General features: G+C 40.0%; 17 protein-coding genes. 9 read left to right on the forward strand and 8 right to left on the reverse strand.

The features are described from left to right. Window positions 1-94: 94 nt before the first annotated feature. Both DPC56_RS00515 and DPC56_RS00520 read left to right on the forward strand, forming a co-directional pair. Window positions 95-844: a metallophosphoesterase gene (locus DPC56_RS00515; protein WP_112093112.1), complete on the forward strand. Its 750-nt coding sequence runs from the start codon at window positions 95-97 to the stop codon at window positions 842-844. Next, window positions 841-3,420, forward strand: coding sequence for an ATP-dependent helicase (locus DPC56_RS00520; protein ID WP_112093113.1), 2,580 nt, complete (start codon window positions 841-843; stop codon window positions 3,418-3,420). Before DPC56_RS00515 ends, DPC56_RS00520 begins: the two co-directional genes overlap by 4 nt. Here DPC56_RS00520 and DPC56_RS00525 read toward each other — a convergent pair. Genes DPC56_RS00525 through DPC56_RS00550 form a run of 6 tightly spaced genes read right to left on the reverse strand, consistent with a single transcriptional unit; the run spans window position 3,398 to window position 8,026 of the window. Then, the gene (locus tag DPC56_RS00525) at window positions 3,398-4,108 is read right to left on the reverse strand and encodes a class I SAM-dependent methyltransferase (protein ID WP_245923799.1); all 711 of its coding nucleotides are present in this window, start codon (window positions 4,106-4,108) and stop codon (window positions 3,398-3,400) included. The genes DPC56_RS00520 and DPC56_RS00525 overlap by 23 nt on opposite strands. Continuing rightward, on the reverse strand, window positions 4,074-5,084 hold the full coding sequence (gene rfbB / locus DPC56_RS00530) for a dTDP-glucose 4,6-dehydratase (protein ID WP_112093114.1): 1,011 nt from the start codon (window positions 5,082-5,084) through the stop codon (window positions 4,074-4,076). Before rfbB ends, DPC56_RS00525 begins: the two co-directional genes overlap by 35 nt. 9 nt (window positions 5,085-5,093) lie before the next feature. After that, window positions 5,094-5,654, reverse strand: a complete 561-nt coding sequence (rfbC, locus tag DPC56_RS00535; RefSeq protein WP_112093115.1) for a dTDP-4-dehydrorhamnose 3,5-epimerase — start codon at window positions 5,652-5,654, stop codon at window positions 5,094-5,096. A gap of 4 nt (window positions 5,655-5,658) precedes the next feature. Further along, a complete protein-coding gene (rfbA, locus tag DPC56_RS00540; RefSeq protein ID WP_112093116.1) occupies window positions 5,659-6,528 on the reverse strand; it encodes a glucose-1-phosphate thymidylyltransferase RfbA in 870 nt (289 codons plus the stop codon). Further along, complete coding sequence (gene rfbD, locus DPC56_RS00545) at window positions 6,525-7,358, reverse strand: dTDP-4-dehydrorhamnose reductase (RefSeq protein WP_112093117.1); 834 nt, start codon at window positions 7,356-7,358, stop codon at window positions 6,525-6,527. The genes rfbA and rfbD overlap by 4 nt, the downstream gene beginning before the upstream one ends. Beyond that, complete coding sequence (locus DPC56_RS00550; protein WP_245923814.1) at window positions 7,343-8,026, reverse strand: HAD family hydrolase; 684 nt, start codon at window positions 8,024-8,026, stop codon at window positions 7,343-7,345. Before DPC56_RS00550 ends, rfbD begins: the two co-directional genes overlap by 16 nt. Before the next feature lie 127 nt (window positions 8,027-8,153). Here DPC56_RS00550 and tsaA point away from each other — a divergent pair, with 127 nt between their 5' ends. Continuing rightward, on the forward strand, window positions 8,154-8,555 hold the full coding sequence (gene tsaA / locus DPC56_RS00555) for a tRNA (N6-threonylcarbamoyladenosine(37)-N6)-methyltransferase TrmO (RefSeq protein WP_112093118.1): 402 nt from the start codon (window positions 8,154-8,156) through the stop codon (window positions 8,553-8,555). Here tsaA and DPC56_RS00560 read toward each other — a convergent pair. Together DPC56_RS00560 and DPC56_RS00565 are read right to left on the reverse strand one after the other, a co-directional pair. Next, window positions 8,552-9,028, reverse strand: a complete 477-nt coding sequence (locus tag DPC56_RS00560; RefSeq protein WP_112093119.1) for a flavodoxin family protein — start codon at window positions 9,026-9,028, stop codon at window positions 8,552-8,554. The genes tsaA and DPC56_RS00560 overlap by 4 nt on opposite strands. A 206-nt stretch (window positions 9,029-9,234) precedes the next feature. Further along, on the reverse strand, window positions 9,235-9,777 hold the full coding sequence (locus DPC56_RS00565) for a MogA/MoaB family molybdenum cofactor biosynthesis protein (protein ID WP_112093120.1): 543 nt from the start codon (window positions 9,775-9,777) through the stop codon (window positions 9,235-9,237). A 324-nt stretch (window positions 9,778-10,101) separates the two neighbouring features. Here DPC56_RS00565 and DPC56_RS00570 point away from each other — a divergent pair, with 324 nt between their 5' ends. From DPC56_RS00570 to DPC56_RS00595, 6 genes are read left to right on the forward strand one after another with little or no spacing between them, the layout of a single operon-like run. Then, a complete protein-coding gene (locus DPC56_RS00570) occupies window positions 10,102-10,608 on the forward strand; it encodes an NOB1 family endonuclease (RefSeq protein WP_112093121.1) in 507 nt (168 codons plus the stop codon). 6 nt (window positions 10,609-10,614) lie between these two features. After that, entirely contained in the window at window positions 10,615-11,733 is a 1,119-nt protein-coding gene (locus tag DPC56_RS00575) for a DUF2117 domain-containing protein (protein WP_112093122.1), read from the forward strand. A gap of 19 nt (window positions 11,734-11,752) precedes the next feature. Further along, window positions 11,753-12,742: a methanogenesis marker 2 protein gene (locus DPC56_RS00580; RefSeq protein ID WP_112093123.1), complete on the forward strand. Its 990-nt coding sequence runs from the start codon at window positions 11,753-11,755 to the stop codon at window positions 12,740-12,742. Window positions 12,743-12,754: 12 nt separating this feature from the next. Then, window positions 12,755-14,299, forward strand: a complete 1,545-nt coding sequence (gene mmp3, locus DPC56_RS00585; protein ID WP_112093124.1) for a methyl-coenzyme M reductase-associated protein Mmp3 — start codon at window positions 12,755-12,757, stop codon at window positions 14,297-14,299. Further along, complete coding sequence (locus tag DPC56_RS00590) at window positions 14,241-14,705, forward strand: methanogenesis marker 6 protein (RefSeq protein ID WP_112093125.1); 465 nt, start codon at window positions 14,241-14,243, stop codon at window positions 14,703-14,705. The genes mmp3 and DPC56_RS00590 overlap by 59 nt, the downstream gene beginning before the upstream one ends. A gap of 1 nt (window position 14,706) precedes the next feature. Beyond that, window positions 14,707-15,069, forward strand: a complete 363-nt coding sequence (locus DPC56_RS00595) for a DUF2111 domain-containing protein (protein ID WP_112093126.1) — start codon at window positions 14,707-14,709, stop codon at window positions 15,067-15,069. Window positions 15,070-15,071: the final 2 nt, after the last annotated feature.

A 15,071-nucleotide genomic window follows, 5' to 3' on the forward strand; every position in this document is an offset into this window, starting at 1 on the left:
TATTCCAGAAAAATTCCCCCCATATAAGGGTGGATTCCAAAAAATTTCCCGAATCTCACAAATTTACCCCCCTAATAATATTATATAGGTGGATATGACCGGCACATTCAAGATAACCACAGACCTCGAAATTTGTGACTTGGCACTCTTAATAGAAGATACAATGATAATCGCAGACCTACACCTGGGATATGAACAATACCTCAACAAGAAAGGGTTCATGCTCCCCAGCTTCCAATTCAAGAAGATAATAGACAGGATCAATAAAATAAGAGAATTATCAGGTGCCAAGAATATTATAATAAACGGTGATCTAAAACACGAATTCGGTAAGGTCACCTACCAAGAAAACAAGGAACTTAAAGGACTACTAGATTATCTAGAAGAAAATTTCAAAGAAATCACCCTAATAAAAGGCAACCACGACCCCATCATACCATACATATCACACTTGAAAAACTTTAAAATATCAGATTCTATGAAATTTCAAGATCATCTCATAACCCATGGCCATTTCATCCCAGAAAAAATAGAAACCCAAACGATAATAATAGGCCACGAACACCCTTGCGTGGGCCTTAGGAGCGGTGAAAGGATAGAAAAGATCAAATGCTACCTTAAAGGTCCATTCAGGGGCAGGGAATTAGTTGTTATGCCATCATTCAATTTTGTAACTGAAGGATCAGACATACTACATGAAGCCATAATCTCACCCTTTCTAAAAGAAACAAGACTATCACAATTCAGGGTATATGCAGTGGAAAACTTCAAAGTATTCGATTTCAGGACAGTAGAGGACATTACTAAGATCATGGAACAGCAAGTGACAAGGGGATGGAGATGATAAAAAAACAAGACAAAAAATACAACTCCAAACAGATATATAGGATACTCCATCCATGGGTTAGGAAATGGTTCAAGAGCCGATTCAAGGATTTCACAGAAGCACAAAAATACGCAATAAAAGAAATACACCAAGGGAAAAACGTCCTAATATCTTCTCCAACAGGCTCAGGGAAAACACTCACAGCATTCCTATCAATAATAAGTGAATTAACTAGACTGGCTGAAAAGGGAAAACTAGAAGACAAAATCTATTGCATCTATGTATCCCCCCTCAAGGCCCTTGACAATGATATAGAAAAGAACCTCGAAGAACCCCTACAAGAGATCCAAAAAATAGCAGGTAAAAAACTTGGCATAAGAAAAGCTGTGAGGACAGGTGACACAACACAAACTGAACGTTCAAAAATGCTCAGGAAACCCCCACACATACTCATCACAACACCTGAAACCCTCTCAATCATACTAGTAGCCCCAAAGTTCAGGAAAAAACTATCCCATGTAAAATATGTTATAGTTGATGAAATACACGCTCTAGCAAATAACAAGAGGGGAGTTCACCTCTCACTAAGCTTGGAACGTTTACAGCATATTATAGGAGACTTCACAAGGATAGGATTATCAGCTACAGTACACCCACTAAAGAGGATTGCGAAATTCCTCGTAGGATACAATGAAGGCAAACCCCGTGATTGCCTAATAATCGACGTAGACTACAAGAAAAAATTAGACCTAGAACTCATATGCCCAGTAGATGATATAGTGGCCGCAGACCCCGAAGAAGTTACCAACGCCATCTATGACATACTTGACAAACTTATAAGCGAACATAAAACAACCTTGATATTTACCAATACCCGAAGCGGCACAGAAAGCGTAGTCTACAACCTGAAAAGTCGCTTCCCCAACAAATACTCGGATGATAATATAATGGCCCACCATTCATCCCTATCAAGGGAACTAAGACTAGAAGCCGAAGACAGATTAAAAAAGGGCGAACTGAAGGCTGTGGTATCATCAACATCACTAGAACTTGGCATAGACATCGGATACATCGATCTTGTAATACTCCTAAGTTCTCCCAAGTCGGTTTCAAGGGCCCTGCAACGTATAGGAAGAAGTGGGCATCGATTACACGAGAAATCGAAGGGTCGTATCATAGTAACTGACAGGGATGATCTAGTTGAATGTGCTATGATACTCAAGGATTGCCTCGAGGGAAAAATCGATGAAATAGAAATACCAGAAAATTGTTTGGACGTATTAGCCCAACACTTATATGGGATGGCCATAGAACACAAGTGGGATGCCGAATACGCCCTAAAAGTCGTGAGGAGAAGCTACTGTTACCGGAACCTTTCAAAGGAAGACTATATGAAAGTTTTAAAGTATCTTGCAGGAGAATATGCGGACCTTGAAGAACGTTATGTCTATGCGAAGATCTGGTTAGACCATGAAAATAGGGAGTTCGGACGTCGCGGAAAACTTGCAAGGATGCTCTATTCCACAAACATTGGCACAATACCAGACAGGAGTTCAGCTGTTGTGAAATGTAAAGGGAAAGTTGTTGGTAGAATAGATGAAGAATTCCTTGAAAAGCTGCGAAAAGGGGACACATTCGTATTAGGGGGGAAAATCTACCGGTTTAATTATACCAGGGGCATGACAGTTAATGTAACCCCAGCCTCTGGACCTCCAACAATACCATCATGGTTCTCGGAACAATTACCACTCTCATTTGACTTAGCAGTTGACATACAACGTTTTAGGGATATTATAGATGCCAAATTCCATTATGGGGAGAGTAAAAATGAAATAATAGATTTCATAGCTGATTACCTTCACCTTGATTATAATGCAGCCCATGCAATCTACCAGTACTTCAGGGAACAATACCTCTATGCAAAGATACCTAGCAAGCGCCGTTTACTCGTTGAATTCTATAAAGGATTTGGGGGGAGAAAATTCATAATATTCCATAGTCTATTCGGAAGACGAGTTAACGATGCACTATCCCGTGCCATAGCATATATCATCGCTAAAAAATACAAGAGGGACGTTATGATATCAGTGACAGATAATGGGTTCTATCTAAGCTCTGATGGTAAAATGGGTGGACTAGAATCATTACAAAAGTTAGACCCTGAAAACTTGCGGAGGATCCTTACAGAGGCCATTGACAAGACAGAGATCCTAACAGGCAGGTTCAGGCACTGCGCCGCGCGTTCACTCATGATACTCCGCCGATATAAAGGTAAGGAAAAATCGGTTGGGAGACAACAAGTAAAAAGCAGAATATTATTAAATTTTGTCAAGGAATTGGATGAAAACTTCCCAATCTTAAAAGAGGCTAGGAGAGAAGTCCTAGAAGACTACATGGATATAAAAAATGCTAAAAAGGTCCTCACATGGATAAGAGATGGTACCATGAAGATAGAAAAGATAGACACGAAGATACCCTCACCATTTGCATTCAACCTAGTCGCACAAGGATATCTTGATGTTCTAAAATATGAGGAAAGGATAGAATTCATAAAAAGGATGCATAAGGCCATCATAGAGCGGATAAAGACTTAACTAGGCGTAGCATCTCATTTGCCGATGGTCTGAAAATATAATCCACCCTTTCTAGTCTAGCATCAACGTTTTCAGGAAGATTCTCTAATGTCCGCTCCAAATAGATGGACTTTCTACCATCTTCCTTCACAAGAGGGTATATCCTCACTTCACCCTTCGAGACCCTTAACATTTCATTGATACTGTCCAAGTGGAATTTCCAGTCAAGTCTATGATCATAGATATAGAGTAGGTGAGAGCAGAGCACAAGATGGAAACTGTCACTTGGAAATGGTAGCTGCCTGACATCAGCCATTATATACCTTTCACCCCTCCCCCTCCTATAATCTGATATGAAAATTTTACAAGCCTTTAAACGTTCCCTGAACATTTCATCAGGATCCTTATAAAATTTCCAAATATAGGATCCTCCTTTTGACAAGGCCCTTTTAAGGACTTTTAGGTGATCAGCGCACATCTGGTAGAGTATCCTAGGACTTTTGTCATATGATATGTCAACTGCCTTCACATCAAATCCTAGCTTGTGCATGATTGGGGTGAATGAGCTCGCACCCGCGGCACAATCTAATATATTCTTGTCTTCTAACCTTTTAAGGTTTAAATTGAACATATGAATGTATTCTCGGCATGTTCTCCCAGTGAATATCGGCCCTTTAACCATATAACCGTCTGCCATACATTTTATCATAATATTCTTGGTATTCGCCGGTTTTGATATTCTCCCACCATCTCCTATTCTGGATATACCATTCTATTGTTTTCTCTAGTCCTTCCCTGAACTTATATCTTGGCTTCCATCCTAGTTCTCTTTTTATCTTTTTAGAGTCCATGGCGTATCTCCTGTCATGTCCTGGCCTGTCCTCCACGAATCTTATGAGGGATTCATCTTTTCCAAGTATTTCTAGGATGAGTTTTACAACTTCTATATTCCTTTTCTCGTTACCCCCGCTTATATTGTAAATTTCTCCTGGGCTCCCATGGTGAAGCACCAGGTCTATGGCCCTGCAATGATCATATACATGGATCCAATCTCTTATGTTCATCCCGTCACCATAGATTGGTAGGGGTTTGTTTTCGAGGGCGTTTGTTATCATGAGGGGTATGAACTTTTCCGGGAATTGGTAGGGGCCGTAATTGTTGGATGAACGTGTGATATTCACTGGGAGATTATAGGTTTTATGGTAGGCCCTCACAAAGAGGTCTGCTGAGGCTTTGCTCGCAGCATATGGACTGTTAGGTGCTAGTGGTGTTTCTTCTGTGAAATAACATTTTTCACAGGACCCGTAAACTTCATCTGTTGATATTTGTATATATTTTTGTATATTATGTTTTTTAGCGGCTTCTAGTAATGTTTGTGTCCCTATTACATTAGTTTTTAAGAATTTAGTGGGATCTTGGATGCTCCTGTCAACGTGTGATTCCGCCGCGAAATTTATTATAGCATCAACTCCCCGGCTGAGATCATCCACTAATTTCCTGTCTGTGATATCGCCTTTCACAAACTTGTAATTTGGATTATTCTCGATTTCTCGGAGGTTTTCGAGGTTTCCACAGTATGTGAGAGCGTCCAAGTTTATTATTTCATATTTGGGGTGCTTTTTTAGCATGTATTTTATGAAGTTACTTCCTATGAACCCTGCGCCACCCGTCACTATAATCTTCATTTTATCAGCCTATAACTTTATGGGCTTCTCCTTTAAGGTCTTCCAACTTTTGTCCTTTTCTGATAATATGATCCCATCTACTTGGTTTATGGGCCATTTTATTGACAGGCTGGGATCATCCCAGCGTATGCCACCCTCATATTCCGGATGGTAAAGATTTGTGCACTTGTAATTTACTATTGCATAATCTGAGAGGACTAGGAAGCCATGTGCAAACCCTTCAGGTATGTAAAATTGTCTTTTATTCTCCTCGGATAATATGACAGCTTCCCATTCCCCATATGTTGGCGAGTCTTTGCGGAGGTCTACTGCAACATCGAAGATTTTCCCTTTTATGACTCTTACAAGTTTGCCCTGGGGCTTCTTATACTGGAAGTGCAAACCCCTTAATACGCCCTTCTTTGACTTTGATTCATTATCCTGGACAAATTTTACTTTTAGTCCAGCCTCCTCGAATTCTCGCATATTATATGTTTCCATGAAGTATCCTCTTTCATCTTCAAAGACTAATGGTTCAATAACAAGGGCGCCTTCAAGTCTTATCTGGGTGAAATTGAACTTTCCTACCATTTTATCACTTTTCTTGCACAAGCTCGGCTAAATATCTTCCATAATCAGTATTTTTAAGCTTTTCTGATTGTTCAAGTACTTTTTCTTCGTCTATCCACCCCTTGTTGTATGCTATTTCTTCTAGGCATGCTATATAGAACCCTTGTCTTCTCTGGATTGTTTCAACGAAACTGCTTGCTTCGAGCAGTCCAATTGGGGTGCCAGTGTCTAACCAAGCCATCCCTCTTCCAAGTATTTCAACCTTTAATTTCCCCATTTTGAGGTATGCTTGGTTAACTGATGTTATTTCTAGTTCGCCCCTATCAGATGGTCTTATTTCCTTGGCGATCTCAACGACTTGATTGTCATAGAAGTATAAACCTGGGACAACATAATTTGACCTCGGCTTTTTGGGTTTCTCCTCTAATGATATGACATTCCCCTCATCATCAAATTCAACCACGCCGAATGCCCTTGGGTCCTTAACATAGTATCCGAAGATAACAGCACCTTCTTTGAGTGAAGCGGCCCTTTCAAGTATTTCGGTGAAACGATGACCATAGAATATGTTATCTCCGAGGATGAGGGCTACCTTTTCGTCCTCGATGAAATCTTCCCCTACCAGGAACGCGTCCGCTATCCCCCTGGGCTCCTCTTGGACCTTATATGAAAATTTAACACCAAATTGGCTACCGTCACCTAGAAGATCCTTGTAGAGTGGTAGATCACGGGGTGTTGATATCACAAGGATATCCCTTATACCTGCAAGCATAAGAACAGATAATGGATAATAAACCATTGGCTTATCATATACTGGGAGTAGTTGTTTCGAAACAGCCCTTGTTATAGGATAAAGACGAGTGCCTGACCCCCCAGCAAGTACTATACCTTTCAAAATTTCAACCCCCTAAGATAGTCTTGGAGAGCCAACCTATAATCCCTTAGGGTAGGGAATCCTTCCATTTTCCAATTATAGTTTTTTAGAATGGAACATTTAGGCCTCTTGGCAGGTCTTTTAAAGTTGTTACTATCAACGGGTTCTAGGCTTATTTCTATGTTAGCTTTTTCAAACACTTCTTTTGCAAATTCATACCATGAACAGTGGCCAGTGTTGGTTATATGGTAAATTCCATAGGCTGGTCTTTTGATGAGTTCTCCTATGGCTTCCGCAAGGTCTAGGGTGTAAGTTGGGGATCCTATCTGGTCATGAACTACTTTTATCCTTTCTTTTTCTTCGGCCAAGTTTATGATTGTTTTTACGAAATTTTTTCCATGTTTCCCGAACAGCCATGATGTTCTTACGATGTAGAATTTGTTTGTAAGGTGTCTTACACATACTTCTCCGAGATATTTGGTCAGCCCATAGAAGTTTATAGGGTTTGGCTTGTCGAATTCATAATAGCCTTCTCTTTTTTCACCATCAAAAACATAATCCGTTGATATGTAAACTATTGGAGCTTTGACCTTGGAGGCGGCTACTGTAACATTCCTTGTACCGAGGACGTTAACTTTGTAGGCATCGTCTTTGGCTGATTCTGCGGCGTCAACGTCTGTGAATGCTGCTGTGTGTATTACCATGTCTGGTTTGGATCTGCTGATAAAATCTAATAGATCTTCTAGGATGGTAATGTCTACCCTTTTTGTGATTAGTTTATGGTCATCTGTGAGTGTTTTTACTATGTCTCTGCCGAGCATGCCGGTGGCGCCGGTTATGAATATTCGCATGTTATCATGTTCTTTTGGATTATTCTTATGAATTTTTCTTTATCTTCTAGGCTTTTAAACACATGGTCTGCCCCAGCTGCTTTTAATTCCTTGATGGTAAAGTCTCCTGTGGCCACGCCGACTGTGATTGTGCCAACTTTTTTCCCGGCTTTTATATCCCTTGGGGTGTCCCCTACTATTATGCTTTCTTTGGGGTTTATTTTATTGTAGATTTTCTCCGCTCTTTTAAGGGCCAGTCTTAGTAGAGCGCTTCTTTGACATCCTTCATCCCCAAAGGCTCCGAAGCCGAAATAGTCATTGAATCTTGCCTTTTTGAGTTTGATCCATGCTATATCCTCTATGTTACCTGTGACTATGCCCTTGGGGATCCTCATATCTTCTAGGAGGTCCAGTATTTCTCTGGTCCCCCTGAGGGGTTTTATTTTTTCTCTTTTCACATTCTTTATATAATGGTCAACTATCCTCTCTCTGATATTCTCGAAATCGCTAATTCTTATACCGTTTTTCTTCGCGATCTGGTATATTATCTGCTTATCTGTCATGCCTTGAAGATTTGGAATGTCTAATGTGATATTCTCCCCATATAGGTCTTTAAATGCTTGTTTGAATGAATAGAAATGACAATGTGAACCTATGAGCAATGTTTTATCAATATCAAATAAAACCACCAATATAATACCATCCCATAATTTTTTTAGAGTCCAATAAAATATTATGAACATGATATAAAATATTAGTTTATTTAGGCGCCCCTATAAATTCCAGAATTATTTACCAGGGATAAAGTGGATTGGTATGAAGATAGTTTTAAAACCAGTGGGTGTTGTGAGATCCCCTTATAAGGATGTTTCAGAGGCTCCATCACAAGGAATATATGCCAAGGAGGAGAGTGTCATCCATATTTTCCCAGAATTCCAGGAGGCACTAGATGGCATAATAAGATATAAACATTTTTTCATCCTATATTGGTTAGACCGGGCTGAGCGCAACATTCTCAAGGTCATACCAAGGGGTGGTGTGAAAAAGAGGGGTGTTTTCTCAACTAGGGCCCCTTCAAGGCCTAATCCAATAGGTTTATGCCTTGTTGAATTGAAGAAGGTGGATGATGGCGATCTTGTTGTGTGGGGTTTGGATGCTGTTGATGGTTCCTATGTCATTGACATAAAACCATACTTTAAGGATATAGACTCGCCCTAATCTTCCTTTTTAATATTTTCTATGAAAGATTCTATTTTATGATCATAGGCTTCATTTTTGATCTCTGATTCCCTAATATCCAATGTTGCTGTTGGTTCTTTGTCTGTTATCTTTTTCATGGTCTCTATTGTATTCTCGAATCCTGTGCCACCGTAGGTGCAGAAGAAAGCTACATGCTTAAATTTTCCCTTGTTCTCTTTTAGGTAGGTGCTTATGGGGACTGATGGTCTACCACCCCATATTGGTGTTCCTATGATTACAAGGTCATAGTCTTGGGGGTTTTTGTTATAAGGTTTCAATTTTGTGTCCTTTCCCCTTATAGCTTGGTAGGCTGATCTTAAGAATCCTATTATCCCTGAACGATTTTGTGTATCCTCTATTTCTTCGATGTCGCATCCAATTTCTGATGCTATTTTTTTAGCGATCTTTTGGGTATTCCCAGTCCGCGAATAATATACTACTAGGGTTTTCATGTTGAATAATATTTGTTCTTGTTTACTATATATGTGTGGGGGTGGTGGTGGCTTCCAGCATGTCTTTTGGGGGGGTGAAAATTAATTTGATGGGGGGGAGGTGTAAAACTCTCCCTCTGGAAGCCACCTTTTTTTTGCAGAAAAAAATAGTTTTTTTGGGGGGGGTGAAGTTGCATTCATATCTTAAAATGTTCTCATATATAAACTTAACGGTTTTGGTGTTCTTTCACATGTTTGATAATATGTCCGAGCTCATCTATGATAATATTTAACCCCATCTTAACTGCATTAGGGGAACCTGGAAGTGCTATTATAAAAGAATCCTTGTATATGCCTGCAGTGGCCCTTGTTAAGATCGCACCAGCCCCTAATTCCTTATATGATTCGTATCTAAAAATCTCCCCAAAACCTTCCAATTCTTTCTCGAATAATCCTCTTAGAGTTTCGATAGTAATATCCTTTTTGCTGATCCCAGTACCACCAGTTGTGAATATGACCATAGCACCCTTGCGGATCATATCATTCACTGCTTCTATAAGATTCTCTGGATCATCACCTATAAGCTTATATCCTATGACCTGATACTTATCCTTTAAATTTTCATAAAGTATTTTGCCTGAAATGTCAGTGGATGGTGGTTTTTCAACTGTTCCATGTTCCCTTGACTGGGAATCACTTAAGGTTATTATAGCACATTTTATCATGGATGGTGCGATTCTCCTATGCTCCTCCATCGTCCTACTCCTCATGCTCAAAACCTTTCATTCTCTTTTTTATCATGATATAATTAAGGTTATTATCAAAAAGAAGGGAATAATATACTTTAATTACCTTAAATGGTGGGGGTAGGGTTTTTCTTTGGATTGGAGGCGGCTTCGATTCCAAATTGGACGACCAAAATAAGTTTGAATGTCCTAACCCCTACCCATTCTAAGTATATGTTCTTAAGCATTTAAAAACCTTTCGCCCAATCTAATAAAAAGGGTATAACAATGCCAAACAATAAAATGAAAACTTTAAACCCCACCAAATATTATAATAAGATACCATAAATTTGATAATAGTGTGAAAAGATGAAACTAAAAAAATATCATAAAATATTAGATTCTTCTGCATTCATAGGAGGATACACCCCATCCGATGAAAAAAATTATACAACACCAGAAGTCACAGAAGAACTAAAAGACCTAAAATCAAGGATACTCCTCGAAAAATCGTTAGAAGAAGGCAAACTTAAAATAATCAACCCCAAAAAAGAATACATCGAAAAGACTGAAAAACTCGCTGAAAAATCAGGTGACATCCTAAGATTGTCAAAGACCGACAAAAAAATCATAGCATTAACCCTACAATTAAAAAACGAAAATAAAAAAGTGATGATGATCACAGACGACTACTCCATCCAAAACATCATGAAAATAATAAAAATCCCCTTCAAAAGCGTCATAACAGAAGGCATAAATAAAATATACCAATGGGAAAAAATCTGTATAGGATGCAAAAAAAGATACCCACCAGACCACCCCTCCATACAATGCGAAATCTGCGGCTCCAAAATCATAAAAAAGAAAAGGAAATGATAAACCATGAAAATCGGTGTAGTAGTCCATGGTCCACAGATTGTAGACTCAGGATACGCCCTCAAAATAATAAAATTCCTAGAAAAATATGGGAAAGTCAAAGCACTACTCGGAGGCACAATGGGAAGAACAGCAGTATACGACGCCCACCTAGAAAACCTAATCGACATATCCAAAAAGAGACTCCCAAGCCAATCAATAGACAAACTCGCAAAAGAAGACCACGACATAATCTTCCTACTCAACTATGGGAAATCAAAAATCACAGGCCACGGATTCGGCTACAAAGTCTTCATGAAAACAAAAACAAAACCAAAACTCATACAAATCGAAAGACCCGGTGAAAAAGACGGTACAGTAATCCCATGGCACAAGGCAGTGGAACCACTCGCAAAAGAAATCGCAGACAAAATAGGCCTCCAACTAATCAAACCAGAAAAAATAATAAAGGAGTTATCCCCCGAAAACCACGAGAAAACCTCTGGTAAACGAGTATACAGGAAACTAGTAGGAGTATCCAAAGACGAAAACATCTTCGTAAACGGTATCGTAATCGGCAAAGCAACATCAGAAAATGTCATACTAGTCGCAGAGGATGGAATAATAAAAAAGATCATCGGCGGCAAGCTAAAAAAACATGGAGTCGAAAAACTTGGACCAATAAACCTGGACGAGGCCATAGTCAAAACAGGACTCCTCAGAAGAGCTGATAACATCAAACCAAGGAAAGTCAAAAAAAGAAAACCCAAAAAGAAACTTAAAGTAGCATTCCTAGATCATGCAGCAGAGGACATATACAAACTAAAAGATTCAGATTTGGTCGTGACAGTAGGAGATGACACAAGCCTAGTGGCCGCTGACATACTCTACAGGTTTGACGTGCCCATCATCGGGATCACAGATGGTGACATTGACAAAGTGGTGGAAAAAGGCTTCAAAACAAAAGGGTCCATGATAATAGAATTCGAAAAAGGATTAGATGATATAATAGGCCGCAAAATCTTCAATGAAATCTTTAAAAGGAAGTATACAATTGAAATAGAGGATATAGAAAATCTTAAAAAGAAGATATTAGAGATTATAGATAATATGGATGTGGATTACCTTATAAAAAAAATAAAATAATAGGTTTTGAGGTGGGCAATTGGATCTAGATTCAATTATAGAATCCGTGAAAAACTATGAGGGAATAACACGTAAAAAACCCATAAAAGAAGTTGTATCACTACTCAATGACGTTGACAAGGTATCAGGAAAAACATATATTAGTTTTGGAGATGACGCATCTGCAATACGCATCGGGGACGGTAAACTACTCCTAATAGCCGCTGATGGCATATGGGGGCGGCTAATGGAAGCAGACCCATACTGGGCAGGATACTGCTCAGTACTAGTCAACGTTAATGACATCGCAGCCATGGGAGGCACCCCCATTGGAATGGTTAACGTACTATCAGTAAAGGACAAAGAAACCTGCAGGAAAGTCATGGAGGGCATAAAAGACGGCGTGGAAAAATTCGGAGTACCAATGGTAGGCGGCCACGTACACCCAGACACGCCCTACAACGCCCTAGACGTTTCAATAACGGGCCTAGTTTCTGAAGATGCCATCATAACAAGCTGTGATGCGAAACCAGGGGATAAGATAATAATAGGTATAGACCTAGATGGCAGACAACACCCAAGCTTCCCACTCAACTGGGACACCACAAGCCACAAGAAACCAGAACTTGTAAGAGCCCAGATAAAAATAATGGAAGAAATCGCATCAAAAAAATTATTAACAGCCGGCAAGGACATAAGCAACCCAGGGACCCTAGGAACCCTTGGAATGCTCCTGGAAGCGTCAAATGTTGGCGCGACCATCGAATTAGAGAAGATCCCCAAGAAGAAGGGCATCAAATGGGAAGATTGGCTGCGATTATACCCAGGCGCCGGTTTCGTCCTCACAACAAAACCGGAAAACACAAGGGAATGTATAAGCTTATTAGAATCAGTTAACATAACTTCAAACGTCGCCGGGGAGATAATAAACGAAAAAAAACTTTACATCACCCTAGATGATGAAAAAAAGACACTATTTGATTTTGAAAAAGACCTAATAATGGGTATACAAGAAGAAACCCAAAAATAAGGGGGAGGACAATTGTTAATTAAAATCAACGGCCAAGAAATCGAACTACCAGAAGGCTCCACAGTAAAAGATGCTATAAAAGCCACAAAAGCCCCCCACATAAAAGGTTCGGTCATAAGCATCATAAAAGGAAAAGAAGAATTCGAAAAACACATCAACAAATACAAGATCAAAACAACAGCAGGAAGCATCATAATCGAAATACTAGAAGATGAAAAGATCAACCCACTCATAAAAGCATGGAGAGAAAATTACAAAAAATTCAAAGGCCAGAGGATAAGATGGACAACACCAGATGAGGTAGCCATAGGCCCCATCAAAACAAGCCTAGAACCCACACACCAAGAACACCAATACGATAAAAATGAAGTAATATTAAGCCTTTCAGGTTTCAGCCCAGAATCCACACACGTAATATTCAGCAAAGATGAACACTCAAGCATATACGGGGCACCACCATACAACAGGGGAGTTTTCGCGAAGATAACAGGAGGCAGAAGAACATTACTACTACTCACAGAAGACGACTACATCAAAGAAGTCGAACCAGTAATAGAACGCAGAAGCATAGTGGAAAGCGCGGCCGTAACAGACCTTGACACCATACTAGAAGATGGAAACCAAGTATTCACTTACGTCAAAGTAAAGCCCACCGGAGATTCCCCAGAATCGGTCGAACACTTCTTCTCATTACTAGAGGATGGTAAAGTCAAAGTAGACTACGAATCAAATTCTTTCATAGGATTCTACGCATTAGAAGGCATCAGGAAGGGCGTGGAGCGCATAGAACAGAGAAAAAGGGGGAGCGTAACCCTCAGAAACAGGGGACGAGGAGCTGGACGCGTATACATCTACAGGGAAGACAGGGTTTCAACACCATCACACAACCTAATAGGAACAGTCCAAAAGGGGATGGAACTAGTAGACATAGCAGGACAAGGAGACTACATAACAATAGAATGCGAACCAGGCCGCATAATGACAGTTAACATGACACAAAAAGAAGCGGAAAAATACTTGGAAGAACATGGCATAGAACAGATAAGAGACGGCCTACAAGACGACAAAGCCATCATAGTAAAACAAGACCCCAAATACACAATGGACATCCTAAAAGAGAAGAAGGTTAAAACATTCGGCGTCGAAGAAGAAAAATTAATAGAAATAGAAATGGATAAAAAAGCACCACGCTCAACATGGTACTTCAAAAAAATCTCAGGGCTCATAGACTCGCCAATAGGATCAATTGAAGTCCACTTCGCATTCCCAGGCATGAAAGTAGTAATGTTCAAAGGCGATAAAAGCGAAGCCAAGGGCATAATACCAGAAAACACCCCAACAGGATGTGTCAAAGCAGGAGAAGTAGGAGTGACTAACATGTCACGCCACCACGTGGGCCTAATAGGAGTAAGACTCGAAGACAATGACGAATTCGGCCCAACAGGCGAACCATTCAACGCCACCAACATAATAGGGAGGATAACAAAGGGCTTGGAAAATGTTGAAAAATTCAAAGAAGGAGATACAGTCTATGTTAGAGAAAAAAAGCCAAGATGAATCCACGAGGATGATAATACTAGGGCCGAATGCAAACCTAAGCCCTGCCGAACTCGTCCACAAAATACATATGATGGGTTTACCCCTCACAATAAAATCCACCTGCTATGGTGCGCTAATCCACGGAGAAAAAGAACTCGTGGAAAGAGCCGCCAAAGAGATAAGAGAATTCGACCCAAACAACATATTCCTAAAAGAGAGGGGATTCCCACCAGGAGACCCTAGAAGGTGCAGGGCACATAGGGGTGGTGCGAGAGAAGGCTTCCACCAACTCGAAAAAGAATTCAAACTATTAGGATATGTGAGCGAAGCCCTCTCCAAGCCACAAAAGGTAAGCCTCCATGAGAAAAAAAGAATAGACATCAACACATTCAAGAAAATAGCCAAGAATATAATGAGGGTTTAAAATGGAGATAACCCCATCATCAACCGGTAAAGAACTCGAAGAACTCGCAACTTGCATACATGAACTTGTAGGACGCCTACCCCTCACAATAAGAAGCAGAGAAAAAAAAGGCCTCAGAATAGAAGAGGGCAAAATATTGGACTACAATTACACAGGACCAGTACTTGAAAAGGTCCTGAAAACAGGGAAAACAGCAAGAGAAATCCCAGAGACGGGATCATACAAGGGCACGCCAGTCATCGTAGTCCCACTAAAAGAAAAAGGGGAAGTTATAGCGGCCATAGGTATCGTGGACATAACAAAAGGCATATTCACCGACGTTAGGGAAATTTCGAGAAGACCAACTAGGGGAAAGGAGGATTAAGA

The sequence above is a fragment of the Methanothermobacter tenebrarum genome (genome assembly GCF_003264935.1).
In the GTDB taxonomy this organism is placed as follows: Archaea; Methanobacteriota; Methanobacteria; order Methanobacteriales; family DSM-23052; genus Methanothermobacter_A; species Methanothermobacter_A tenebrarum_A.

Excerpts from the sequence above, each read along its gene's own strand:
- DPC56_RS00515 (WP_112093112.1), top strand. The coding sequence starts at position 95 with ATGACCGGCACATTCAAGATAACCACAGACCTCGAAATTTGTGACTTG.
- DPC56_RS00520 (WP_112093113.1), top strand. The coding sequence starts at position 841 with ATGATAAAAAAACAAGACAAAAAATACAACTCCAAACAGATATATAGG.
- DPC56_RS00525 (WP_245923799.1), bottom strand. The coding sequence starts at position 4,108 with ATGATAAAATGTATGGCAGACGGTTATATGGTTAAAGGGCCGATATTC.
- rfbB (WP_112093114.1), bottom strand. The coding sequence starts at position 5,084 with ATGAAGATTATAGTGACGGGTGGCGCAGGGTTCATAGGAAGTAACTTC.
- rfbC (WP_112093115.1), bottom strand. The coding sequence starts at position 5,654 with ATGGTAGGAAAGTTCAATTTCACCCAGATAAGACTTGAAGGCGCCCTT.
- rfbD (WP_112093117.1), bottom strand. The coding sequence starts at position 7,358 with ATGCGAATATTCATAACCGGCGCCACCGGCATGCTCGGCAGAGACATA.
- tsaA (WP_112093118.1), top strand. The coding sequence starts at position 8,154 with ATGAAGATAGTTTTAAAACCAGTGGGTGTTGTGAGATCCCCTTATAAG.
- DPC56_RS00560 (WP_112093119.1), bottom strand. The coding sequence starts at position 9,028 with ATGAAAACCCTAGTAGTATATTATTCGCGGACTGGGAATACCCAAAAG.
- DPC56_RS00565 (WP_112093120.1), bottom strand. The coding sequence starts at position 9,777 with ATGAGGAGTAGGACGATGGAGGAGCATAGGAGAATCGCACCATCCATG.
- DPC56_RS00570 (WP_112093121.1), top strand. The coding sequence starts at position 10,102 with ATGAAACTAAAAAAATATCATAAAATATTAGATTCTTCTGCATTCATA.
- DPC56_RS00575 (WP_112093122.1), top strand. The coding sequence starts at position 10,615 with ATGAAAATCGGTGTAGTAGTCCATGGTCCACAGATTGTAGACTCAGGA.
- DPC56_RS00590 (WP_112093125.1), top strand. The coding sequence starts at position 14,241 with ATGTTGAAAAATTCAAAGAAGGAGATACAGTCTATGTTAGAGAAAAAA.
- DPC56_RS00595 (WP_112093126.1), top strand. The coding sequence starts at position 14,707 with ATGGAGATAACCCCATCATCAACCGGTAAAGAACTCGAAGAACTCGCA.